Annotated in this window: 27 protein-coding genes; 8 read left to right on the top strand and 19 right to left on the bottom strand. The window is 34.6% G+C overall.

What is annotated here, in order from left to right; translation table 11 throughout:
- Positions 1-8: 8 nt before the first annotated feature.
- The 5 genes from VEU72_05955 to VEU72_05935 form a co-directional block, all read right to left on the bottom strand.
- The gene (locus tag VEU72_05955; protein HYL66678.1) at positions 9-1,781 is read right to left on the bottom strand and encodes a M3 family oligoendopeptidase; all 1,773 of its coding nucleotides are present in this window, start codon (positions 1,779-1,781) and stop codon (positions 9-11) included.
- 82 nt (positions 1,782-1,863) lie between these two features.
- Complete coding sequence (locus tag VEU72_05950) at positions 1,864-2,310, bottom strand: hypothetical protein (GenBank protein ID HYL66677.1); 447 nt, start codon at positions 2,308-2,310, stop codon at positions 1,864-1,866.
- A 270-nt stretch (positions 2,311-2,580) separates the two neighbouring features.
- Positions 2,581-3,201 carry a hypothetical protein gene (locus VEU72_05945; GenBank protein HYL66676.1) on the bottom strand — a complete coding sequence of 207 codons (621 nt, stop codon included), beginning with the start codon at positions 3,199-3,201 and terminating at the stop codon, positions 2,581-2,583.
- 100 nt (positions 3,202-3,301) lie between these two features.
- Entirely contained in the window at positions 3,302-3,514 is a 213-nt protein-coding gene (locus tag VEU72_05940) for a hypothetical protein (GenBank protein HYL66675.1), read from the bottom strand.
- Between the two features lie 68 nt (positions 3,515-3,582).
- Entirely contained in the window at positions 3,583-3,942 is a 360-nt protein-coding gene (locus tag VEU72_05935; protein ID HYL66674.1) for a hypothetical protein, read from the bottom strand.
- A 136-nt stretch (positions 3,943-4,078) separates the two neighbouring features.
- On the opposite strand from VEU72_05935, the gene VEU72_05930 reads away from it, so the two are divergent.
- Positions 4,079-4,654, top strand: a complete 576-nt coding sequence (locus tag VEU72_05930) for a CDP-alcohol phosphatidyltransferase family protein (protein ID HYL66673.1) — start codon at positions 4,079-4,081, stop codon at positions 4,652-4,654.
- On the opposite strand, the gene VEU72_05925 is transcribed toward VEU72_05930, so the two are convergent.
- Entirely contained in the window at positions 4,655-4,942 is a 288-nt protein-coding gene (locus tag VEU72_05925; GenBank protein HYL66672.1) for a 30S ribosomal protein S26e, read from the bottom strand. It abuts the gene before it with no gap.
- Positions 4,943-5,328: 386 nt separating this feature from the next.
- On the opposite strand from VEU72_05925, the gene VEU72_05920 reads away from it, so the two are divergent.
- A complete protein-coding gene (locus VEU72_05920; protein HYL66671.1) occupies positions 5,329-6,204 on the top strand; it encodes a PfkB family carbohydrate kinase in 876 nt (291 codons plus the stop codon).
- A gap of 65 nt (positions 6,205-6,269) precedes the next feature.
- Here VEU72_05920 and VEU72_05915 read toward each other — a convergent pair whose 3' ends face one another.
- On the bottom strand, positions 6,270-6,473 hold the full coding sequence (locus tag VEU72_05915) for a hypothetical protein (GenBank protein HYL66670.1): 204 nt from the start codon (positions 6,471-6,473) through the stop codon (positions 6,270-6,272).
- A 165-nt stretch (positions 6,474-6,638) separates the two neighbouring features.
- On the opposite strand from VEU72_05915, the gene VEU72_05910 reads away from it, so the two are divergent.
- Entirely contained in the window at positions 6,639-7,631 is a 993-nt protein-coding gene (locus VEU72_05910) for a winged helix-turn-helix transcriptional regulator (protein ID HYL66669.1), read from the top strand.
- On the opposite strand, the gene pyrG is transcribed toward VEU72_05910, so the two are convergent.
- Genes pyrG through VEU72_05875 form a run of 7 tightly spaced genes read right to left on the bottom strand, consistent with a single transcriptional unit; the run spans position 7,632 to position 15,012 of the window.
- Complete coding sequence (gene pyrG / locus VEU72_05905) at positions 7,632-9,242, bottom strand: CTP synthase (glutamine hydrolyzing) (GenBank protein ID HYL66668.1); 1,611 nt, start codon at positions 9,240-9,242, stop codon at positions 7,632-7,634. It lies immediately after the preceding gene.
- A gap of 31 nt (positions 9,243-9,273) precedes the next feature.
- Positions 9,274-10,080, bottom strand: coding sequence for a tryptophan synthase subunit alpha (gene trpA / locus VEU72_05900; protein HYL66667.1), 807 nt, complete (start codon positions 10,078-10,080; stop codon positions 9,274-9,276).
- A complete protein-coding gene (gene trpB, locus VEU72_05895; protein ID HYL66666.1) occupies positions 10,061-11,257 on the bottom strand; it encodes a tryptophan synthase subunit beta in 1,197 nt (398 codons plus the stop codon). Before trpB ends, trpA begins: the two co-directional genes overlap by 20 nt.
- 2 nt (positions 11,258-11,259) lie before the next feature.
- Positions 11,260-12,033 (bottom strand): indole-3-glycerol-phosphate synthase, encoded by a 774-nt coding sequence (locus tag VEU72_05890; GenBank protein HYL66665.1) that lies wholly within the window; start codon positions 12,031-12,033, stop codon positions 11,260-11,262.
- Positions 12,030-13,076 (bottom strand): anthranilate phosphoribosyltransferase, encoded by a 1,047-nt coding sequence (gene trpD, locus VEU72_05885; protein ID HYL66664.1) that lies wholly within the window; start codon positions 13,074-13,076, stop codon positions 12,030-12,032. Before trpD ends, VEU72_05890 begins: the two co-directional genes overlap by 4 nt.
- Positions 13,073-13,660 carry an aminodeoxychorismate/anthranilate synthase component II gene (locus VEU72_05880; protein ID HYL66663.1) on the bottom strand — a complete coding sequence of 196 codons (588 nt, stop codon included), beginning with the start codon at positions 13,658-13,660 and terminating at the stop codon, positions 13,073-13,075. The genes trpD and VEU72_05880 overlap by 4 nt, the downstream gene beginning before the upstream one ends.
- Positions 13,657-15,012, bottom strand: coding sequence for an anthranilate synthase component I family protein (locus VEU72_05875; protein ID HYL66662.1), 1,356 nt, complete (start codon positions 15,010-15,012; stop codon positions 13,657-13,659). The genes VEU72_05880 and VEU72_05875 overlap by 4 nt, the downstream gene beginning before the upstream one ends.
- Positions 15,013-15,134: 122 nt before the next feature.
- Here VEU72_05875 and VEU72_05870 point away from each other — a divergent pair, with 122 nt between their 5' ends.
- Positions 15,135-15,353: a hypothetical protein gene (locus VEU72_05870; GenBank protein HYL66661.1), complete on the top strand. Its 219-nt coding sequence runs from the start codon at positions 15,135-15,137 to the stop codon at positions 15,351-15,353.
- A gap of 13 nt (positions 15,354-15,366) precedes the next feature.
- Here VEU72_05870 and ilvD read toward each other — a convergent pair whose 3' ends face one another.
- The gene (gene ilvD / locus VEU72_05865) at positions 15,367-17,049 is read right to left on the bottom strand and encodes a dihydroxy-acid dehydratase (GenBank protein HYL66660.1); all 1,683 of its coding nucleotides are present in this window, start codon (positions 17,047-17,049) and stop codon (positions 15,367-15,369) included.
- Positions 17,050-17,147: 98 nt separating this feature from the next.
- Here ilvD and VEU72_05860 point away from each other — a divergent pair, with 98 nt between their 5' ends.
- On the top strand, positions 17,148-18,338 hold the full coding sequence (locus VEU72_05860; protein HYL66659.1) for a fibronectin type III domain-containing protein: 1,191 nt from the start codon (positions 17,148-17,150) through the stop codon (positions 18,336-18,338).
- On the opposite strand, the gene VEU72_05855 is transcribed toward VEU72_05860, so the two are convergent.
- A complete protein-coding gene (locus VEU72_05855; GenBank protein HYL66658.1) occupies positions 18,335-18,937 on the bottom strand; it encodes a protein-disulfide isomerase in 603 nt (200 codons plus the stop codon). The genes VEU72_05860 and VEU72_05855 overlap by 4 nt on opposite strands.
- 155 nt (positions 18,938-19,092) lie before the next feature.
- Here VEU72_05855 and VEU72_05850 point away from each other — a divergent pair, with 155 nt between their 5' ends.
- The 3 genes from VEU72_05850 to VEU72_05840 all read left to right on the top strand — a co-directional run bounded on the left by VEU72_05850 (position 19,093) and on the right by VEU72_05840 (position 21,083).
- On the top strand, positions 19,093-19,665 hold the full coding sequence (locus VEU72_05850) for a hypothetical protein (GenBank protein HYL66657.1): 573 nt from the start codon (positions 19,093-19,095) through the stop codon (positions 19,663-19,665).
- A gap of 110 nt (positions 19,666-19,775) precedes the next feature.
- Positions 19,776-20,588: a hypothetical protein gene (locus tag VEU72_05845; protein ID HYL66656.1), complete on the top strand. Its 813-nt coding sequence runs from the start codon at positions 19,776-19,778 to the stop codon at positions 20,586-20,588.
- A gap of 78 nt (positions 20,589-20,666) precedes the next feature.
- A complete protein-coding gene (locus VEU72_05840) occupies positions 20,667-21,083 on the top strand; it encodes an HIT family protein (GenBank protein ID HYL66655.1) in 417 nt (138 codons plus the stop codon).
- A gap of 69 nt (positions 21,084-21,152) precedes the next feature.
- On the opposite strand, the gene VEU72_05835 is transcribed toward VEU72_05840, so the two are convergent.
- From VEU72_05835 to prf1, 3 genes are all read right to left on the bottom strand, one after another.
- Positions 21,153-21,530: a hypothetical protein gene (locus VEU72_05835; GenBank protein HYL66654.1), complete on the bottom strand. Its 378-nt coding sequence runs from the start codon at positions 21,528-21,530 to the stop codon at positions 21,153-21,155.
- 34 nt (positions 21,531-21,564) lie between these two features.
- Positions 21,565-21,882: a thioredoxin family protein gene (locus VEU72_05830; GenBank protein HYL66653.1), complete on the bottom strand. Its 318-nt coding sequence runs from the start codon at positions 21,880-21,882 to the stop codon at positions 21,565-21,567.
- A 78-nt stretch (positions 21,883-21,960) separates the two neighbouring features.
- Positions 21,961-23,235, bottom strand: coding sequence for a peptide chain release factor aRF-1 (gene prf1, locus VEU72_05825; GenBank protein ID HYL66652.1), 1,275 nt, complete (start codon positions 23,233-23,235; stop codon positions 21,961-21,963).
- Positions 23,236-23,270: the final 35 nt, after the last annotated feature.

The raw sequence follows: 23,270 nt of genomic DNA, 5'->3' as shown, positions 1-23,270 counted from the left end.
AGGCGATTTTAATTATCTAGTTTTGAGAGTCTGTTAACTTGATTTTTGATATACTCAAAACCGTCTTGCCAGAATTTTTCGGATGAAATATCTATGTCATATTCTTTTAACAGAATTTCTGGTTTCTTTGATCCTCCTGCAGAAAGAATTTTGATATACGTAGGTGCAAAGGATTTGCCCTCATTTTTGTATCTCTGGAAAAACGATAATGCCAACAGATTTCCAAATGAATACGCATAGCAGTAAAACGGAGAGTGATAAAAGTGTGGAATACAACTCCACTCTACACCAAAATCACCTGTCATGTTAATTGAATTGGCAAATTGTTCTTTGAGGGTTTTCATATATTCATTTGAAATGTCTTCTACAGTTGCACCTTCACCGATTTTTTTATGTGCTGCAATTTCAAATAATGTAAAAAAGGCCTGTCTTGATATGGTTGAATAAAGATCATCTATATGTTCTGTTAATATTGATTTTTTCTCTTCATTAGAAACTTTGTTTAGAATCTCATCAAACAACAACATCTCTGAAAATGTTGATGCGGTTTCTGCTAATGGTAACGGTGCTTCTGCAACAAAAATTGATTTGTCTGATGCTGCAATGCTGTGTATGGCATGGCCCAATTCATGAGCCAATGTAAACACATCATTTGATTTGCCTTTGAAATTTACAAGAACATACGGTGTTATCTTTGGTGATATGGTGCTACAAAATGCGCCGCTTCTTTTTCCAGGTCTGATAGAAGAATCAACATGGTTTTGTATAAAGACTTTTTTTGCATATTCTGATAATGTTGGGCTAAAACCATTTAGTGTCTGTAAAACCATCTTGACTGCCTGATCATACTTGTATGACTTTTGTTTTACCTTTAATGTTGGAGCATAGATGTCATAACGTCGAAGTTTTTTCATTCCAAGCATTCTTGCTTTTAGTGTAAAGAATTTTTGAAATACTGATGCATTATACTTGCAAACAGAAAGAAGAGAATTAACTGTCTTGTCATCTGTGTCATTAGCGATATTTCTGACCGATATTGGGGATGCGTATCCTCTAATCTCAATGCTCTCATCTTTCCAATTTTGTACCAGATTTTGATATATTTCACCAAGAACTCCTTTTTGTCTATCGTATTGAGACAAGAGTGCTTTGTAGGCAACTTCTCTTGTTTTGGATTTAGGGTTTCTAACAAGTACACCAAGTTCTTCTCTGTTGTATTTTTTCAACTTTCCATCGATTTTTACTACATACTGGAATGCATTTGTGATCTTATCATAAAGTTTTACTAGTGCAGTGCTACCGGTAACATCTAATGTATTGATTATTTTTTCTTCAGATTCTGAAAGCGAATATTTGGCCAACAATCTTTTAAATCTTAAAAATTCTGATAATTCGCCTGATGATTTTATTAGTCTGTTTGCATTTTTTTCATCCAATTGTTTTTTCCACCATTGATCAAAATATAATGTACGATTTTCAATCTGAGAACCAAGCTTTGTCATTCTAGTTAATAATGATGTGGCTTCATCTGATTGAGTATCTGCAGAATATTCTAAAGAAGCATATCCGCTAACTTTGCTAAACTTTTCAGATATCTCCTCAAGGGAACTGAGGATATGTGCAAATTTTTGAGTAGAAATGTTTGGTTTAAGATACTTTTTCATTTTTTCAAAATTTCTTACTTTGGTTTCAATTTCTTCAAGCTGTTTTCTAAACGCAGTACTTTTTGGATCGGTTACAAGATCAGTCAAATTCCAAGGTCCTTGTTTAAATAAAGTCATTTTATATCGAAAGGTTTGTTGGCATTAAAATACCATGTGACAATTTTGTAATTGATATATAAAAAACATGAAGATAGAGAAATTATTTCGCTGATGTATCATGGGAGATGATCTTTGGCTGGCTTATTGTTGCTTTGCTGCTTATCTGAGATACTTGGTTGTTAAGCCAATCCCAAAAGTTTTTTTCAAATTTATGTGCTCGATAAACCTCAGCCGCTGCAACAGCTGCCGCACCTCCCAACGAAACCATGCTTGCAAGAAGTGCAGGAATTGCAATATCTCTGCCCCATGCTCCTGTTCGAAGAGTTAATTCATAGTTGTTATTTGCACCAGTTACTAGTACCTCCACATCTCTGATGCTGCCAGTTACAGTAGCAAGCTTCCCACCTTTATGTGCCTTAATACTCCAATAATTCTCAAACTTGTCCTCATGAATTATCTGAAGGCCCAATTCTTGGAAGTGTTGTTTAGTGGCGTTTATTAGATTGTCTACATCAACATTGCTTAGGTTGACTCTTTCCTCTTTCATTATCTCATTGTTATATTTTTAACATATTTAACGTTAGTTTAACAAAGTTACTGGACACATATTTTGTTATAATTAAAATATGATATTGAAAAGTACGAAAGCTACGCGGATTTTATATAGAAAAAACTGATTTAATGAAAGTATGAGTATGATAGCATGGAAATGTTATAGGTGTAATTTAACCTTCAAACAGGAAACTCATGCAATTATACATAAAGATATTTCAAAACACTCGCCGCGACAAATTGAGTTAGTTACAGCCTAAAAATCTCACTGGCTATTGGGTTCGAACATCAATTTTTCTTTCATGATTGCATCCTGACTTAGTGCCCATCCTCTTTTGACAAGTTCATTTGCAGTCGATGGGCTTACACAAGCTGGCAAGTTATTGGTTGTTTTTAATACTAGTTGAAAATCTGTCTTACAGCTCACGTCAAGAGCACCAATTCCAACATTCATTTGTTTTAATGGAGGTGCATGTAGCATTTTTATCATAACACATGTATCAACACCAGATAAACACATTTTGCTATCTGACACCATTCTGGTACCATTCATGTCGTAGATAGACGATATTCCTGTTGTCATTTGAATTTGTGATGATGACATATTTTGAAGCGTATTATTTTTATTGGTTGTATTCTGAGATATTGAATATCCAGATCCATCTCCTACTATAACAGTAGTATTTTGAATTTTTGTGTTATCTAATAGTGGTGGATAGACCTCGCCTGGTGCACAAACATGATTACCACATATTTTTTGACAGGGATTTGACGTGGTGCAGGGTTGATCATTTGTTGAACCTTGTAATGCTGAGGCTGACATTATACCGCTAGCTAGAAAACTTGTAGTCAAAGTTAAGACTAGTAATAATTGAATTAGTTTCATATGATGAAATGCTGTCAATACTTTAGATAAACCTTGGCCTATGACCAAAAACTGGATAAATATTACAAAGATTTTTCAAAGTATATTTTAATAAAAAAGACTAGAATCTGTCATATCTAGCTCTTTCCACATCCCTATCTTCTTTCGTTGCTTTTTTCCATTCCTTGTAATGTTCTTTACACAAAACTGTTTTTTTTGAATTGCCAGAAATACTAAGGCCGGTTCCTTCTACTTTGGTTGTAGTCAATGAGCGAATTCCGTCCTTATCGCAACCAATAACATTGCACTTGGCACCTTTTGCAATAATGCCCATGCATCATCTTGTATTCAATATTATATATACTTGCAAAAATTAGGGTTTTAGTTTTATATTTAGAAAGATTACATTCTGTTAGATGTTTCTACGCTTTTCTTATATGCATCAATAAATTCTTGAGCAAACTTATTTGCATTTCTTTCTGAGCCACGATGGACTCCAAGCTTTGATCGTATGTGGTGATAATATTCGTGTAAAACCACAAAAGGATTGAAGAAGATATCAGAATTTAGTGCGTAGATTTTTCTTTCTTTTGGAATATAAAGAGCATAAACCGTTCTTCTTTTCCCTTTTATGGTTCCAACAACTATCTGTGGAGGAGTAACATGATACAATTCACTTAGTTTTTCTAGTGCCTTCTCAGTTTGTTTTTCAAGAATCATTCTAACGATTTGCACTTTTGTTATATCGTCTAACTCAACCATCGTTTGATCTACCTAGTAATTCTAACAACCTCACCTTTAACTCTCATGTGGTAATATGGTGAGAAAACTCCATCTATGCTGATTGAGATTGATTTGTTTATAATAGTATAAATTATTGACAAATTGTTGATATCCAATGCTTAACAATTTCAGGGAATGTCTAAAACCTACTCTGCAAAAAATTGGAACAATATTTGCATCAACAGGTCTGTCTGCAAATTTTTGGACTGCAGTAGGTCTTGTATTTGCATTTGCGTCAGCTGTAATCTATGCTCTACATTTTGAATATTCTTTTATAATTGGGGGAATCTTGCTTTTGGTTTCAGGATTTTTTGATATTGTTGATGGACAGGTTGCGCGAGTTACACAAAAGACCTCAAAAAAAGGCGCCTTTTTGGACTCTGTATTTGACAAGATTGCTGAAGTAGCAATATTTCTTGGAATATTGATAGGTGGATATGGTGTTGATGGATATGTAGTTCTTTTAGCAATTACACTATCGCTTCTTGTAAGTTATACAAGAGCAAGAGCTGAATCGCTTGGAGTACAGCTACAAGGAATAGGAATTGGGGAAAGAGCAGAACGACTGTTAGTAATTGCTATTGTTGGAATGGCGGGATTCCTAAATTATGCCGTAATAATTGTGGCAATTATAGCAGGAATAACTTTTATTCAAAGAATAATTGCAACGGCTAGACACATTAAAGATTGACTATCGTAGTCTGCCGGTATTTCTTCTAGAGTCTGCAGATCTAATCTTTAGTATGCCAAAATGAATTGCGCATGAAATACAATACCATTTCAATACTGTTGGAGATGCAATGTATGCTCCCTGAGCTCTTAGCTCTTTTGCAAGTGTGTGTTCAACTAGATTCAATCTAGATGTGACCTTTTTTGCCTTGTCTCGTGGAACGGTAGCACCACAATTTGTACACTGGATACGTCCAGAGGATCCCTTTCCTCCCTTTTGTCGTCCACGACTAGCTCGCTTTAATGGCATGCCTATACTCTAATTTGCCTCTTTATAATGATATTTGACCTAACGTGTTTTATACAAAATACCGAGATCTATACTGTCTAAAATCTAAGGATGGAAAACATGAGTGGATTCAAGAAAACCGATTTTTGTATAAATGTACAAAATGTTTTACTGTGCAAGAAAAATTAGATTAAATTCAAGAATAAAAATTATAGTATAAACCAGTGCTTGAAATTTAACAAATTTAAGTTAGTATGCCTTATAATGAATTATGCATGGCCTATGCCATTTTGTTTATTATCCAATGTTGAATTGATTGTAGAAAAAGGACAGATATTGTGTATGGTATGTTTAGGTAATAAAGGATCGAAAAAAGACTAAATGGGTACTACTTATCCAAGAAACAGATGAAGATTGGAATATTTTCGCATTGTACTATTGATGAAATCTCTAGAGCAAGTACTATAGTTGAGACTGCCGGTGGACCAGCTTGTTATTGTGGATTGACTGCTAGGGCCCTAAAATTTGATGTAGATCTTCACACAAAAATAGGATCTGATTTTGGATTTCATGAATACTTGGAAAAAAATAAAATCACTATTCCACAAAATGCCCTTTCACAAAATCCTACTACAAGATTTTTACTAGAGATTTCTGGGACTAATAGGAATCTGTATTTGAAAACAAAATGTGATGAAATAGAATATGAAAAATCAGATGTAGATGGTTGTATAGTTAGTCCTGTATTTGATGAGATATCTGAAGAAACACTTGATAAAATAAAAGAAAATTCTGAATTTACATTACTTGATCCACAGGGTTTTCTACGAAGAGTAGATGAAAAAAATAAGATATTTCTTGAACGAACTAGTCTTGATCTCTCAAGAATATCTGCAATCAAAGTAGATCCTGAAGAGGCCTTTTCACTTACAGGTTTGACGGAAACTAGCGCAATGTTGGCACTACAAAAAAAAGGAGCAAAATATATCCTGTATACAAACAAGCGTGAAATTACACTGCTTGCACATGATAGGTTATACTATTTGACTATTCCAAATATCGAAATTGGCGATACTACAGGAGTAGGTGATATTTTTTGTGCAACTTTTGCATGCACTTTTCTAAAAGAAAAAGATGTTTTATGGGCAATTTGTTTTGCTGTAGGATCTGCACAAGCAGCACTTGAGACAAAAGAAACAGGGCTTTCCAAGATTCCGTATCAAGGTGATATTGAAAAAAATGCTGCATACATGTACAATCAAGTAAAATTCAAGCACATCTAGGCTTTTATTGCACAAAAAAATTCTACTATTTCAACAACTCATTTTGAAGATAAATATGGAATTCTTTATTCGGTTTGTAGTTCTTCTTTAATGATTTTAGATGGAGATATCTCATTTTTCTGATTAACTGTATCATTTTTTGATCTTGTATATTTTGTGATGGCCCAACTACCTGCTGACACTAGCATGAATATTGCAATGAATATGAGCATAATTCCAACAATTCCAGCCGGTGTAATATTTTCTAAAGCAGTAACTATGTCAACCATTTTATAGTTTTTACCTATTTCAATTATATAAGAAAGATCTGCCAAATTTGGCAATCAATGAACAAATAGGGATTCACTCTTTATTGATAAATCTCGCTTGTTTTTACATTGTATCTAAAACCGTACTAATGATAGTTTATTATTGTACAAAACTCAATTCACATCATGCGAGTAGCAATATTTAGTCAAGATCAAGAAAGAACAGTAAAATCCGTAAAACTATCACTTGAAAGTCATGGCATAGAATCATTTCTACTTGGCAACAAACAACTTTCCAAAGATGTTGATTATGTGGTAGTTACTGGCGGTGACAGAGGAGTTAGGAATTATTTTCATCAAGACTTGAATACTACTGTTCCAGTGCTTGGTATAAATGAATTTGAATCAAGCGGGTATCTTGCACAGCTTGATTTAAAGGAATTTCCTACATTTCTAAATAGATTGAAAAAAACAGATTTTACAATAGAACATGTTACACGTCTTGGTGTAAAAATTGATGGCAAAAGTGTTTACCCTGTACTAAACGATGTTGCAATATTTTCATCAAAGAGCGCGACGTTGGTTGAACACGTATTACGAATAAATGGTGAGGAAGTCTGGCATGACAGCAGCGACGGTGTTATTATAACAACACCCATTGGCTCATCTGCGTATTCAATGTCTGCAGGCGGACCAGCAATATTCCAAGATTCCAAAGTTTTTGGAATTGTTTCAGTAAACTCATTAGATATTACAAGAAGGCCACTAATAGTGTCTGATGAAAGTTCCATTGAGATTGACGACATTTCATCTAGCCTTAGATGTGAAATAGTTATGGATGGAAAGGATCGCTTCAAAGTAGATCAAATGGTTGCATGTACAAAATTTCCAATACCTGCAAATATAATACGAATGAAGAAGGATTCTACTACTGTATCTGCATTAACAAGGAAAGTAAAGCTTGCAGACGATCTTCTAAACATGCCACCTAGCTCAAAACTCTTGTTAAAGACATTAGAGTATGAGGGTTCATTAACCCAAAAAGAATTATCCGCCAAAACACTTCTCCCAGATAGAACAGTAAGACTTGCTTTGCGTCATCTGCTTGACAAAGGATATGTCAAAAGAAGGGTTTCTTTACGAGATACACGACAAAGAATCTACGAAATTCCGAAGTAATTATGCCTGAGCCGCAGCATTTACAAAAGCTTCAAACGATGCCTCTGGAAATCCAGGTCTACTGTTAAATTCCGGGTGGAATTGTACACCTAGGTAGAATCTATGTGTAGGAATTTCAAGTATCTCCATTCGTTTTTTATTATCACTATATCCTGAAAAGGTCATTCCTTTATTGGTAAATGCATCAAGATATTTTTGATTGAATTCGTATCTATGTCTATGTCTTTTGAGAATTGTATTTGATTTGTAAAGTTTGAACGCTAGAGTATTGTCATCTACTTTGATTTCGTTTGATCCAAGTCTTAGTGAACCACCCTTGTTTTCAATTGTTTTTTGTTCTGGCAAAAGATCAATCACTGGGTTTTCAGTATTTGGAGAAATCTCAGTAGAGTTTGCATTATCTAATCCGCAAACATAACGACCAAAAGCTACTGCTGCAAGTTGGAATCCAAAACAGATTCCAAGATATGGTATGTTTTTCTCTCTTGCATAGTTTGCAGTCTTTATGATTCCCTCAGAACCTCTATCACCAAAACCTCCGGGTACTAGTATGCCTTGGTATGATGAGAGCTTGTCAATATTTCCATTTAATTCTTCAGAATCAATCCAGTCTATCATAACATTTTTTCCAATTTTTGCACCCGCATGTTTGAGTGCTTGATTTACACTAACATAGCTATCTGCAAGTTTTACATATTTTCCAACCATTGCTATCTTTACAGATTGATTTATTAATGCAAAAGAATTTACAATTGAATTCCACCTGTCCCAGTTTGCCGAAGTATTTACCAAACCAACTTTGCCGAATTTCTTAAAAATAATATCGATAATTCCTTGATCATACAGCATCTGTGGTATTGTCAAAATTGAATCTGCGTCATGACATGAAAATACATCTTTAACAGATACGTTTGAAAAAAGTGATATCTTTTTCTTTGCTGCTGTTTCAAGTGGATATGAGCATCTTACTGCCAACAAATCTGGTTGGATGCCAATTCTGCGGAGTTCTTGTACGCTATGCTGAGTAGGTTTTGTCTTTTGTTCCCCTACTACATCAAGTGATGGTGCAAGTGTAACATGTACAAAAATGACATTTTCTGGGCCATCCTCTAATCTTATTTGTCTTAATGCTTCAAGAAAAGGAAGACTCTCAATATCTCCTACTGTTCCGCCACACTCTACTACTAGTACGTTCAAATCTTCGCTTTTTGCAATATTTCTAATTCTTTCTTTTATAGCATCAGTTACATGTGGTATGATCTGGACACATGCTCCTAGATACTCTCCACGTCTTTCAGATTCTATTACTCTTGAATAAATTTGAGCTGTAGTTATGTTGTGAGATTTTGGGATGTTCTGGTTGAGAAACCTTTCATAGTTTCCAATATCCATATCGCACTCTCCACCATCTTCGGTTACAAAGACTTCGCCATGTGCAATAGGATTCATGGTTCCAGCATCATAGTTCAGATAGGGATCAATTTTTACACACGAAACTTTTTGATTTGATAACTGCAGTAACTTTGCGATCGAAGATGAGACTACACCCTTTCCGAGGCCAGACATAACTCCTCCTGTTACAAAAATATATTTTACAGATTCTGCCTGCATATCTATGAATAACAAATGCTCTTTTTATTCCTTATTGTAAAATTGTTGCTACTTTGAGACCTCGTGTAAATTTGGAAATCTCTGATTCGATCTTTTTTGGAGGCACTTTTTCAATCAATCTTAAAAATGCGCTTCCGACTATTACTGCATCTGCCCCCTTTTGAATAAAGAATTTGACTTGTTGAGGGGTGTTTACACCAAAACCTACTCCGATTGGAATCTTTCCGTTAACTAGTTTTTTTGTGTTTTTGATTGCGTCTATTGTATATTGTTGAATTTTTTGTTGCTTGCCAGTTATTCCAAATATTGAAACAAGATACAAAAATCCAGATGATGCTAAAACAATTTTTTTAATTCTTTTAGGCGATGTATTTGGTGATATTAGAAAAATAGAGTCAGCCTTGTTTTTACGTATGGCCGTTAGGTAATCTCTGGCTTCTTCTATTGCCATGTCAGGCAGTATGAATCCGTCAATTCCTGCCTTTTTTGCAAGTGCAATAAATCTGTCATAACCTTGTTTGTAGAGTAGATTTGTGTATGTCATCAATACTAGAGGTAGTTCTGTCTCTTTTCTTATTTTTTTGGTCAGATTGAGAAACTTTGAAAGATTGATTCCTTTTTGTAATGCGATATAGCTTGCATTTTGAATCACAGGTCCGTCTGCAAGAGGATCTGAAAAAGGTAATCCAATCTCGATTATATCAGCTCCTCCTTTTACTAACCCTCGTATCGCAGATAGTGTATCATTCTCACTAGGATATCCAGCTACTACATATGCGATCAATGCTTTTTGATTTTTGGACTTTAGTTCCAAAAATTTATTTTTTATTTTTGACATTTTGATTCAGATAATTTTCTACTACTTCAACATCTTTATCTCCGCGTCCGGATAAAGTAATAACAATAGAATCGCTTTTGGAAAATTTTCTTGCAATTTTTATAGCGTACGCAACAGCATGTGATGACTCTAACGCAGGTATGATTCCTTCATATTTTGCAAGCATCAAAAATGCATCAATTGCGTTCTGATCACTAACACTATCATATTTTACACGCTTGTTATCTTTCAAGTAAGAGTGCTCTGGGCCAACACCAGGATAATCTAATCCTGCTGCAACACTATGTGTGTCAAGAATCTGGCCTTCCTTGTCTTGTAAAAGATATGTTAGCATTCCATGTAGTACTCCTTTTGATCCTGCCATTAGTGTTGCAGAATGATGGTATGTGTCAATTCCTTCTCCACCTGCCTCAATGCCAAACATTTCGGTATCTGAATCTATCAATGGATAAAATGTACCAATGGCATTAGAGCCTCCGCCAACGCACGCAATTATCGCATCTGGAGTTTTCTTTTCAATTGCCTTCATCTGTGATTTGATCTCATCTCCAATCACTGATTGAAAGTCCCTCACCATGACTGGATATGGGTGTGGGCCAACAGCTGAACCAAGAAGATAGTAGGTGGTCTCTACATTTGTAATCCAATCCCTGATTGCTTCGTTTATTGCGTCTTTAAGTGTCTGGGTTCCCTCCATTACAGGATGAACCAAAGAGCCAAGAAGTTTCATCCTAAATACATTTAGCTTTTGGCGTTGAGTATCCTTATATCCCATGTATACTTCAGATGGCAAACTAAGTGATGCGCAAGCCATTGCAGTTGCAACTCCATGTTGTCCCGCTCCTGTTTCTGCAATGATTCTTTTCTTCTTCATTTTTTTTGCAAGAAGCGCCTGACCCAATGTGTTGTTTATTTTATGGGCTCCGCCATGTAAGAGATCTTCTCTTTTTAGATATATTTTTGCACCCCCTATTTTTTCAGTCAAATTTTTTGCAAAATATAACGGGGTGGGTCTTCCTGCATATTCACGTAAATAATAGGATAGTTCTTTTTTGAATTCTTTGTCATTTTTAAATTTCAGATAAGCCTCTTCTAATTCCTCTACTGCTGGAACTAGCGTCTCTGGAATGTATCTTCCTCCAAATTCACCAAACTTTCCTCCTTTTGGGTATTTTATTTTCATATTGATAACACCAACTTTTCTACATATCCCTTGATATCTTTACTCTTCATTATGCTACTTCCAACTAGAAATGCGTCTGCACCACATTTATGAAGGAATTTGATATCTTTTGGAGATTCTATACCGCTCTCAGAAAGAATTATTCTCTTTTCTTTTCGATCTTTGAGTATCTCTTTTGTAGTATTTAGATCAATTTCTAATGTATCTAAATTACGATTGTTTATTCCAAGTACATCTGCATCCGTTTTTACTGAACTGATAAATTCATTTTTTGTGTGTACCTCTAAAAATACTGTTAGGTTTTTCTTATGTGCATAAGCAATAAATTCATTAATATCTTTGGCAAATTTTTTGTCAAAAATTGATTGTATGAGCAATATGCAATCAGCACCTATTTTTTCAGCTGCATCTAACTGTGTTTTATCAATTATGATATCTTTCATTAAAAGTGGTATGCTAATTTGCTTGCGAATTTTTTGAAAATACTCTGGCGAACCATTAAAAAGATGAGGTTGTGTTAGTATAGAAAGACCAACCGCACCGCCTTGCGCCATCAATCTTGCTATGTCTACTGGGTCTGAGATGTTACGAATGTTTCCAAGTGATGGAGAAGAAAATTTTACTTCTGTAATTAGCGAGGCATGTTTGTTTTTTCTAATTTCTTCTAGTATGCTGCTTTTTGATCGTGGGAGGTTCTCTGTTATATTATAGACTCCATCGTCTATTGCTTTTTGCGAATTATTTGCAAGCTTTTGTAGCATATCCTTCATGATTTTTCAAATTCCTCAACTTTTTCTATATTGCCACAAAAACGAATAAAATTTCTAAATGCATCATATGCTTTACCACTTTTTATAGAATCTAATGCCATTGGTATTGCATCATGAAAATCATCTGCTATGTCTGAAATTATCAAACCCGCTGCTGCATTAAGTGCTGTTACCTCGATCATTGATTTATTTGCAGTTCCTCTTAAGACCGAAATAAATGACTTTATGGCATCATCCTTTGATGAAATCTGAATGTCTCCTAAAGATCCTTTTGTTAATCCGAAATCTATAGGGTTTAGAACTCTAATACTGATTTTGCCATTTTTGAGATGACATATTTGGTTTTTTGATGTAGTGGATAGCTCATCAAGACCGTCATGAGATAATACCGTCATCACATTTTCTGCATTACGTGACTTTAACAATAATACTATTCTTTCAAGATAGTCTGCAGAAAATACTCCCACTAATTGGTTCTTTACTCTTGCTGGATTACTTAATGGTCCAAGTAAATTAAACGCGGTTCTTGACCCAAGAATTTTTCTTGCCTCTGCAATGTTTTTCATTGCTGGATGAAATTTCTGTGCAAACATAAATCCTATTCCACATTTTTCTATAATTTCAGTCACTCTTTCTTGTGACATACTTAGATCATATCCAAAATATTCAAAAATATCTGCGCTACCATAAATTCCAGAAACTGATCTGTTTCCGTGCTTTGCCACTGTTCCACCTACACCATTTATTACAAATGCAGCTGTTGTGGAGACATTGAATGTTTTCATCTTATCACCGCCTGTACCACATACGTCAATTATTCTACCGGATCTTTTTGGGTTGATATGAATAGCATATTGTTGCATTTTGTCTAGCATTGCCAAAAGTTCTTCATCAGATTCTCCTTTGTCAGTTAAATTTCTTAAAAAATTGGCTCCTTCTTGCGGAGGAATTTGTCCTTTGAATAACTCATCCATAACACTACTCATTTCATCATAACCAAGATCCTGATACAATGAAAGTTTGTTTGTTAATTCTGAAATCATTTTTTTATCAACTTTATGAAATTGGCTAGAATTTTTTTCCCTTCTCCAGTCATTACTGATTCTGGATGAAACTGTACGCCCTCTATGATGTATTTTTTATGACTTACTGCCATTATTTCCTTATCATCTTGTGCAACTGCAGTTACTTTGAGTACATCTGGAATCACAGTCTTGTCCCCTACTAGCGAATGGTATCTTGTAGCTTTGAATGGATTTTGGACTCCTTCAAATAATGGAGATTTGTAATGCTCCACCGGACTTGTCTTTCCATGTCTTACATTACCAGCGTTTACAACTTTTCCGCCAAATGCATGGATGATTCCTTGATGACCTAAACAGACTCCAAGAATTGGTGTTGTTGGACCTAGTTCTGTTATTACTTTACTACTTATCCCAAAGTATTTCTCATCTTCTGGCGTTCCTGGTCCCGGTGATATCACTATTGCATCATAATTTTGTTTTTTAATCTCATCAAGTGTTATTTTGTCATTTCTGATTACATCTGATGTAACATCAAGCTCTCCAAGAATCTGTGCAATATTGTAAACAAATGAATCGTAGTTGTCAATTATTAAAAATTTCATTTTGATGCCTCCTTTAGCGCACTAAGCATTGCATTTGCTTTGTGTTGAGTTTCTAACCATTCATTATCAGCTTTAGAGTCTGAAACTATGCCAGCTCCTGTTTGAATAAATCCGTTTTTTCCTTCAAAAAATATGGTTCTGATTGCAATGGCAAAATCACAACAACCATTAAAAGAAAAATATCCAACTGCTCCTGCATATGGCCCACGTTCATCAGGCTCTAACTCGTCAATTATCTCCATTGCACGAATTTTTGGTGCACCAGAAACAGTACCTGCAGGAAATACTGCTTTCATTGCATCAAAAGCATCGTATTTTTGATCTAAGATTCCAACAACATGAGTAACTATGTGTTGTACATGACTGAATTTTTTGACAGCCATGAGCTCTTTTACATGTACAGAACCATATTTACAAACACGTCCTATGTCATTTCGACCAAGATCTACAAGCATTGTGTGTTCAGCTAGCTCTTTCTCATCGTTTAGCATTTCCACTTTTAGTATCTCGTTTTTTTTCTCATTATCTGTTATTGGTCTAGTGCCTGCAATAGGAAATGTCTCAACAACTTTTCCAGTTACCCTAAGTAGCATTTCCGGGCTAGAGCCAATAATGGTTCTGCTACCCATTTTCATATGATAAAGATAAGGTGATGGATTTATCTGTCTGAGCGATTTGTATACTCTGAGTAAATCCCCCTCTGCAGAAAATTTGAATTTTCTAGAAAGTACTACTTGAAAGATGTCTCCATCATGTATGTATTTTTTTGCCTTGTCTACCATATTTTCAAATTGTTGTTTGTTTAGGTTTTCTGAAATTTCTGACGACGAAAACTTTTCAAATTCTGTCTCGGAAAATCTTACACTGTCAATTCTATTTTTATCATAATAAAAATAATATGATTTTTTTTCCTTATTGTCATACAAGATTCCATCCATGTAAATTCCAAATTCCATTAGTGGCATGTCTTCTTTTTTATGTGAGTCTGGAATCTTTTCCCATAATCTTATGGCATCATAATTTATTATTCCAACTGCTCCTCCAAGATAGCGATATTTTTGATCAGGAATTTCATGAAGCAGTTTTTTTATTTCCGATAGAGGATCGTTTGTTAGAATTGTTCTTGTATTTGCATTTTTGTCACGTAATACTATTCTGTCTGCATATCCTTTGATTACAATTGAAGGATCAAATCCCATAATCGAGGTTTCTGCTAATTCCTCAGGACCAGTTAATGATTCAAACAAAAAAGAATGATGATAATTTCTTGAAATTTTATTATATAGTTCGAATTGGGAGCCAGTAAACTCTAGGGGTACTATACTAAGCTTCGAATGTCCAAATGTGGCCACCCATATAGAAAGTCCTGTTCTAACTCTATTTAAAATTAAGCAACTAGTTTGGAAGCATTAGAATCTCAGAAACTTACGGTATAGTACGGTACCTTTATATCAGATCTTGACGTATGGTATGCATGTCGCAGATATTGGCTACAAGTCAAAATAGAAACGAAATTTTGTTATTCCAAGATCTATATTTTGTTAAAAAAACAACTCCTCTCAAAACAGTTGTCAAAAATGCAGTTTGTAGTATTTGCGAGAAAGGGCTAGAAGATGGAGTGTCAATAACCGCAAAAACAATTAGAGAAAAAACTAGACTTTTTTGTCAGTATCATCTTCCAGTAGATTTCTAAATTTTTAGAAAAATTAGTTTTGTCCTAGTGGACTAGTAATTGCGCCTTCGGAGGCAGAACCTACAAGTGATGCATATTTCGCTAATGCACCAGTTTCATAATTTGGCTTTCTAGGCTTCCACTCTTTACGTCTTTGTGCAAGTTCACTTTCAGATACTGACATATCCAAAGTATTTTTTTCAATATTGATTATGATTTCATCACCTTCTTTTACTAGAGCGATGTTTCCACCAACAGCAGCTTCTGGAGAAACATGGCCTATCATAAGACCTCTTGTCGCACCTGAGAATCTTCCGTCTGTTACTAAGCAAACTTTTTCTCCAAGTTTTTGTCCTACCAGTGCAGCAGTAACTCCTAGCATTTCTCTCATACCGGGTCCTCCTTTAGGACCCTCATATCTTATTATTACAACATCGTTTTCTTTTATTTCTCTTTTTGAAATGGCATCAAATGCATCTTCTTCTCTATCAAAAACTTTGGCGTTACCTCGAAATTCTGTCGCGTGTACTCCAGCTACTTTTACAACTGCACCATCTGGTGCAAGTGAACCTCTGAGAATTTCCAGTGTTCCAGTTCTATGAATTGGGGATTCAATTGGTTTGAGTACATTTTGATTAGCATCAAATGAAAGTGCAATTGAATCTAGATTCTGCTTGAGAGTTTTACCAGTAGCAGTCATTACGTTTTCATTTAAGAGATTTTTCTTAGCCAAACTCTTCATTAAAATTGGAATTCCTCCAATCTTGTCTAAATCTAACATTACATAAAATCCTCCAGGTCTCATGTCTGCAATATGAGGCGTCTTTTTTCTAACTCTCTCAAAATCTTCTAGTGTAAGCCGTACTCCAATCTCACGAGATAAAGCTAAAAGATGAAGAATTGCATTAGTAGAGCCACCTATTGCATTTGCAACCGTAATTGCATTTTCAAATGCCTCAAATGTAAAAATATCTTTTGGTCTTATCCCATTTTCTAAAAGATTTAGAACTGCCCTGCCGCTATCGTATACTATTTTTTCTCTTCGTGGATCTTCAGCTGGAGGAGATGCACTACCTGGTAATGCAATTCCAATTGCTTCGCTAATTGACGCCATGGTATTTGCAGTATACATACCGCCACAGGAGCCTGCATTTGGACATGCTACGTTTTCAAGATTTTTCAAAGCTTCAAGAGTTAATTGACCTGCCTCATAGGAACCAACTGCCTCGTAAACATCCTGTACTGTGACTTGCTTTCCTTCATAAATTCCTGGCATGATGGTACCACCATATACAAAAACTGATGGAAGATTCAATCTTGCCATTCCCATCATAGTGCCTGGTAAACTTTTATCGCAGCCTGCTATTCCAACTAATCCGTCGTATTGATGAGCTCTTACCATTATCTCAATTGAATCTGCAATTATTTCTCTGCTGACTAGAGATGCTTTCATACCTTCATGACCCATTGCAATGCCATCACTTACTGCAATTGTTGCAAATTCTCTTGGAGTACCTCCAGAATCACTTACTCCCTCCTTTGCTTTTTGGGCTAATCTTCCAAGGTGTATGTTACATGGTGTGGCCTCATTTCCAGTGTGAGATACACCAATGAATGGTTTTCCAAGATCCTCATCATTTAATCCCATTGCTTTGTACATTGCTCTGTGAGGGGCTCTTGATGGTCCTACTACAACATTTCTACTAGATATTTCCATTTTGATACATTTGGAAGAAAACTGGCATAATTTTAGCTTTACATTGAAAAGTATCAATTCTACGCGTTTTTAATAATTATGTAAGTAAAAAACAGTCTATGAAAATTAGTTTGGTGAATCTACTCTCGATTTTATTTGTAATTCCATTGGTTTCATCAGTAATTTTACCTGCATATGCAGAAGTAACATCGTTTCAAACCAATGCTGGATTTTACAAAGGAGGAAACCAGATTGTTTTTTCTGGCAAAACTGCACCAGGTGATTCACAAAATGTGTATATTGTGATTTATGGTCCTGACAACTTTGCACTTTTAGCGTCTGGAACTACAGATAATGCTAACAATTTTCAAATCATGGTTGATACTAGCACTCCAAATAATCAAAAAAACTTTTCAGTTAAGGGAATTTACAATGCTACTGCATTCGTTATGAATAAAGCAACTGGTAAAACTATAACTTTTATATTTTCACCTGATGGCTCATCAATAACACCATCTTCGCCAGTTAGTCTGACCGCAACTTCTTTCTCATCAACAGAAATTGATCTTTCTTGGTTGACACCTACGATGAATGGAGGTTCGCCGATAACAGGATATAAAATTGAAAGAAATGATGGAAACGGGTTTAGTGCAATTCAAAATACTTTGACATTGACATATCAAGATGCTGGATTGACTCCAAGTAAACAATATTCCTATAGGGTATCTGCAATAAACTCTGCAGGTACAAGTAATCCATCTAACGTAGCGTATGCCACAACCATGTCTACGTCAACACCAACTACACCAAGTTCATCTGGAACCTCAACACAAAATAATACTGGAACTACACAAACCACTGATGCTCAAGCAATTTATGAAGAAATTCAAAAAAGAATTGAAAATGCAAAACGACTACAATTAACGCAAGCAAAATCTGAGAAAATCTCACTGAACGAAAATGTGAATCTTGGAGATTCTATAGGTAATACTTCATCTAATACGGGAACAACATCAGAAAATAACCCATTATCAGTTAATTTTAATAATATGTTGTATCCTCTGATTGCTTTAGCTGGTGTGGGGGTGATCGTGGCAGTTCTTTATGCAAAGAAAAATAAACTATGGTTTAATTCTGATTTCAAACCAATGAATAAGAAGAATGTTGATGATCCTAAAAAATCTGTAGAAAAATATAATGATTTTGTAGAAGAAGATTATTCATTTATGATTTTAAAAAATAGACTTGCCAAAGGAGAAATATCAATTGAAGAGTTCAACAGACTAAAAGATGCGCTTAAAGAACCCTAGGTAATTAAGTTGAAGGAATCAACTCTTGCTAGTTGATCATTTATCTGAGATTGAGTATCATTACCATACGAAATTAAAATTCTGTCATTGTTTTTAAATACATAATTAAGTATGCTTGGCACTTGTTGGTGATTGACGTAGAATTTTAGAGTATAGGTGTTATCACTGCAAAACTGCCTCTTATCTGGAAAGATGAAACATTTGTCAGTTAACCCTATGTGAAGTGACTTAAACAAATAACCCATAGTCACATTTGCAGCTAGCATGTGAACAGTCTCACCATTGTCCTTCTGAAATGATATGTATGGGCTTTTTATCTGATAAGCTGGAGTAGAATAATCAAACATCTGACCGTAAATCATTGTTAATAATCCTGCGTGAATGTGAATTCCTCCAAGAGGACCTGCTCCAGGCGGAACTCCAGTTGGAGTTACAGTGGTAGATAGCACATAGAAATTATAACTTGAAATTGCAAGTACAGCTATAATGCCTCCAAAAACACCAAGAGCTATTAGTTTGTACTTCATCTTTTGTTTCTGATGTTTTTCAACGTAGCTCTCTCGTTCCTTTACTCGCTCTTCACGATCTTTTTTGCCCATAAATTGATCAAAGTCAAATTTTTGCCCTAAATAACAGTATCTAGTAACAACCATTAGTCTATATCTTCACTAATTCCGGTAAAACCACGACCCAAAATTTAAACATGAAAATTTCGATGGAATTAATAAGTTGAAAAATAGAATACGGTTAGACAATGGGCAAAAACAAGGATGAAGGTTTTGATAAAAAACATAATGATGAAAGACGACCAAAAAAATTCAAAAATAAGATAATTGCAATAGCCATAATTGCATCTATTGTGGCAATATTGGCAGTTGCAATACCAAAATTAGATAACACTAGGGCAGGTAATTCAGTCCTTATAGATGGAATTGAATGCGATACTACTGAATACGTTACTTTTCATGTACATGCTCACCTTGATATTTTTGTTGATGGTCATCCATTAACAGTTCCGGCATTTATTGGAATTGAAAACAATAATAGCTGTCTGTATTGGTTACATACCCATACTCCAGATGGTGTAATACACATAGAGTCTCCACAAGAAAGAGGATTTACACTAGGCCAATTCTTTGACATTTGGCAATCGACTAGTATAGGAATGCCGCCAACTGATAGATCTCCTATAATCTATGTAAATGGACAAGCTGTGACTACTAGCTTGAAAGATACATCGTTACACGCTCATGATGAAATTGCACTAGTGTATGGTAATCCACCAACTAACATACCTGCATTTTATCAATTTCCTGAAGGTGAATAGAATCATCTTGTTAATTGATCTGCAGTGTAAATGGTTTTAGTAATAATCTTTGATACAATGTTAATTTATAACACATAACGAATTTTTGTTGTAAGGTACAGATTATAAAAATGGAAACAAGATTAGAAAAACTTCAATTACAAAAATATCTGTTAATTTCTTTAGTTGCTACTGGTTTTGGATTTATAATTGCTGAATCAATTGGAAAAGAAACAGCTGATTTATTTACAAATCTTATTTTTATACCAATACCTGCCTCCGTGGTGATTCTATCTGGGATTTTAACAAAAAGAAATAGCATGACTGGCAGTCATGGAAAAGCATGGCTTATTTTTACTATATTTGCTGCAATGTGGTTTGTAGCAGAACAAATATGGTTAGTTAATGAGCTAGTGTACAAGGAAAAACCATTTCCATCTAGTGCAGATTTTTTCTATTTGTTAGCATATCCGTTTTATTTTATATTTTCAATTCTATACATATACCCATTCAAAAATGCAATATCGAAAAAAATGATAGTAATTACATCAATAATTGCTGTTACGATTCTAATTCCAAATCTATACATGACATTTGACAACAATTCTGGAGAATCTGAATTTGCAATTATTCTGGGATCAATTTATCCAATAGCAGATGCAATTGTATTGATTCCGTCTATGATTGGTACGGCATTATTTTTTAAAGGAAAAGTAAACTTTTTGTGGTCGCTATTGTTAATTGGAATGATATTTGAAGTTGTTGCTGATACTGCCTTTCAATATTTCTCGTTAGACAATTCGTATTATACTGGACATCCAGTAGATATTTTATTTTTATGGTCTTATCTCTTGTTTTCATTTGGATTGTATGATCATATCAAGATCTTCAAAAAATCACATGATAAAAAAAATATTTATGATAATAAAGAAGGCCTCAGATGAATTGATTTCAAATCCTTTTGACTAACAGGTGCATCATTTTGGCATTAATTTAAATAAAATACTAAAACGTAGTATTCTATGAATTGTCTTTTTTGTGACATTGTTGAAGGAAAAGTAAAGGCTCATTTTGTTTATGAGGATAAAACTCACGTTGCTATAATGGATAAATACCCGATACAAAGAGGCCATACACTTGTCATACCTAGAGATCATCATGAAAGAATTACTGATATGAACACAGAGGATGTTTCTTCATTATTCTCAAAAATTCCTGTTATTGCACATGCCATATTGAAAGTTACTAGTGCAGATGGATTTAACATAGCGCAAAATAATGGAAAAGCAGCAAATCAGATAATTCCGCATGTTCATGTTCACATAGTGCCTAGGTATTCTAGTACTGGCACAGCATGGACAAAAAGAATGATTTCAAATGATGATGATCTGGAAAACCTGGCTGCAAAAATAAGAAAACATGCAGAATTAATTCAATAATCGTTTCATTTAAATTTCTAAAATGATATTATGTGAAGATTCTGATCTTGTATTGAAATTAAATCCTGATTAAATTATTATGTCGTGTATTATTTTATGTCCAATTTTATCATTCTGAGTTTTGCTTACACCATATGTTGTTTTTATTAGGTTTTTTACCAATTCAATATCATTTTCAAATAACTTTTCATATGGATCTTCACCCACAAATCTTGCAAAAGAACCCTCTGCCTCTTGGGTTGGAAGATTCACATCATCATAAATAATAAAATATTCTGCAGATATTTTTGCAGTATTTTTATCATTCTTATACTGTGATTTTTGAATATGTGCGGGTAATTTTCCTTCAATATCTGTCAGTATAATCAAAGGATCATATCTTCCGCCTATGTAATAGGCAGAATCTGTTGTTGTAAAATCAAATCTAATCTTGCACTTTGCTTGCATGCATACTGATCATACACGTTCCATAAAAATGGTCTTAAAGTTCCTTTATTATGGATTCCATGTCTGATCTTGTCAAACCGACATGTTTTTTGGCATCTCTTCTGGCAACGGGTTTTCCATCTTGAAAAACAATCATAGTGGGCACGGCCTGTATGTTGAATCTGTCCCAAAGTGGATTCTCATCCTCATTTACTAACGCTGCTTTTTTCTGTGCCTTGTCTGAATCAATTTCTTCAAAAGTTGGTTTAAAATTTGTACAATAAGGACACCAGTCAGCATAAAAGAGAACTAGTGTTTTTTCTCTACTGTTTAAAATCTTAGAATCAAACTCTTCAGGTAATACATGTTCCATAGAATATGTTGATTTTATAAAATATTTAGAGCTACCGAAATTAATTTTTTATTATAAAATACGATTCTACATATCCTGTTATTGATTTGGATTATATCTTAAAAATGCCCCGACTTTTCCAATACTGGATAACATTGCACCATATTCTGTTGAACCTGATATTACCTCTATTTTTGCACCCGTTTCGCCAGCAACTATTGACAGATAGTCTACGATATCATGTTCAGCAGATTCAGAATCCATGCTCTTACAATTAGGACATGGTGAGCTTAAAAGTTCCTGTGTTCTTTGTATGAGTTTGGGTCGTTCCAAAATCTCTGTTTGTATATTTTGGCATCTTCTACATGTGACATCAAGTTTTCGTAGATTGGTATCATCAGTGATAAGCACCATGTTTACGACATTTCTTTTTAAAAGATCAATGATATCCTTCAATCCATATACTGCAAGCCCTCTTCTAAAATTAATTTCTTGGAAGAGTTTTTCAACAAGTTTTTTCTCTTCTACCATTCTATAGTCTGATAATACTTCTTGTGCTCTGGCAAATGCTTCACGAACTCCTTCTGATCCTGCATATGATGCATCAAGGGTTGCTATAATGTTGTTTTGTAAACGATATTCCAAATATCCTTCTCTTATGAAAGTCTCTTTTGTGGGACCTGGTCCTGATATTATCAGTCCCTTTATTGGATAAATATCAATAAAATATTCTTTTGTGGTATCTGCAACTCGGTTATAATATGAGTTGAGCTCCATTTCCCGTAATCTTTCAAATCTTCTAGCTGACTGACCTCCCTGTCTGTGTTTGCCTGCTACTCCTGACGATGTTTCTGATAATACCTCAAGCTTTTCACCGTGTAACAAACCCCATCCAGCATCTTTTGCATCGATTGCTAAGAATCCAATCATGTTATCATCTTTTAACATGTCTTTTAGTAAATCAACATGAAAATGATCATCACATCTGTAAAGAAACGTCTGCAGCTCCTTTGGCGGCTCTATTTCGTAAAGCTTGATTACTTCACTACCTATTGGACCTCCTCCTTCTGCAGGAAGTGCACCACAAAAAACAACAAGACCATTATCAGGAGGTTTTTTGTATAGCTTTAATCTTTGTATTACACGTGAAAGTGCATCAACAACATGAGTTCTTGTAAGATCAGATTTGATATTATCTGCAGTTCCTTGTTCTTCACGTAATCCGTTTATCACTTCATGTAATGCTTTCTTTGGCGGTACGTATAATGAAATAAGTTCTGTTCCACGACCAGATTTATCTGAAAGTTCCTCTAGTGTTTTTCGTAACTTGTACATTTTTACAGAATCTTGTTTTTGAATTGTGGGTTTGACCATTAAATGACCTTTTGAGATTATGAATATTAAGTTTG

Source organism: Nitrosopumilaceae archaeon, from assembly GCA_035631875.1.
Taxonomy (GTDB): Archaea; Thermoproteota; Nitrososphaeria; order Nitrososphaerales; family Nitrosopumilaceae; genus TA-20.
This window is presented reverse-complemented; position numbering and strand designations above follow the sequence as displayed.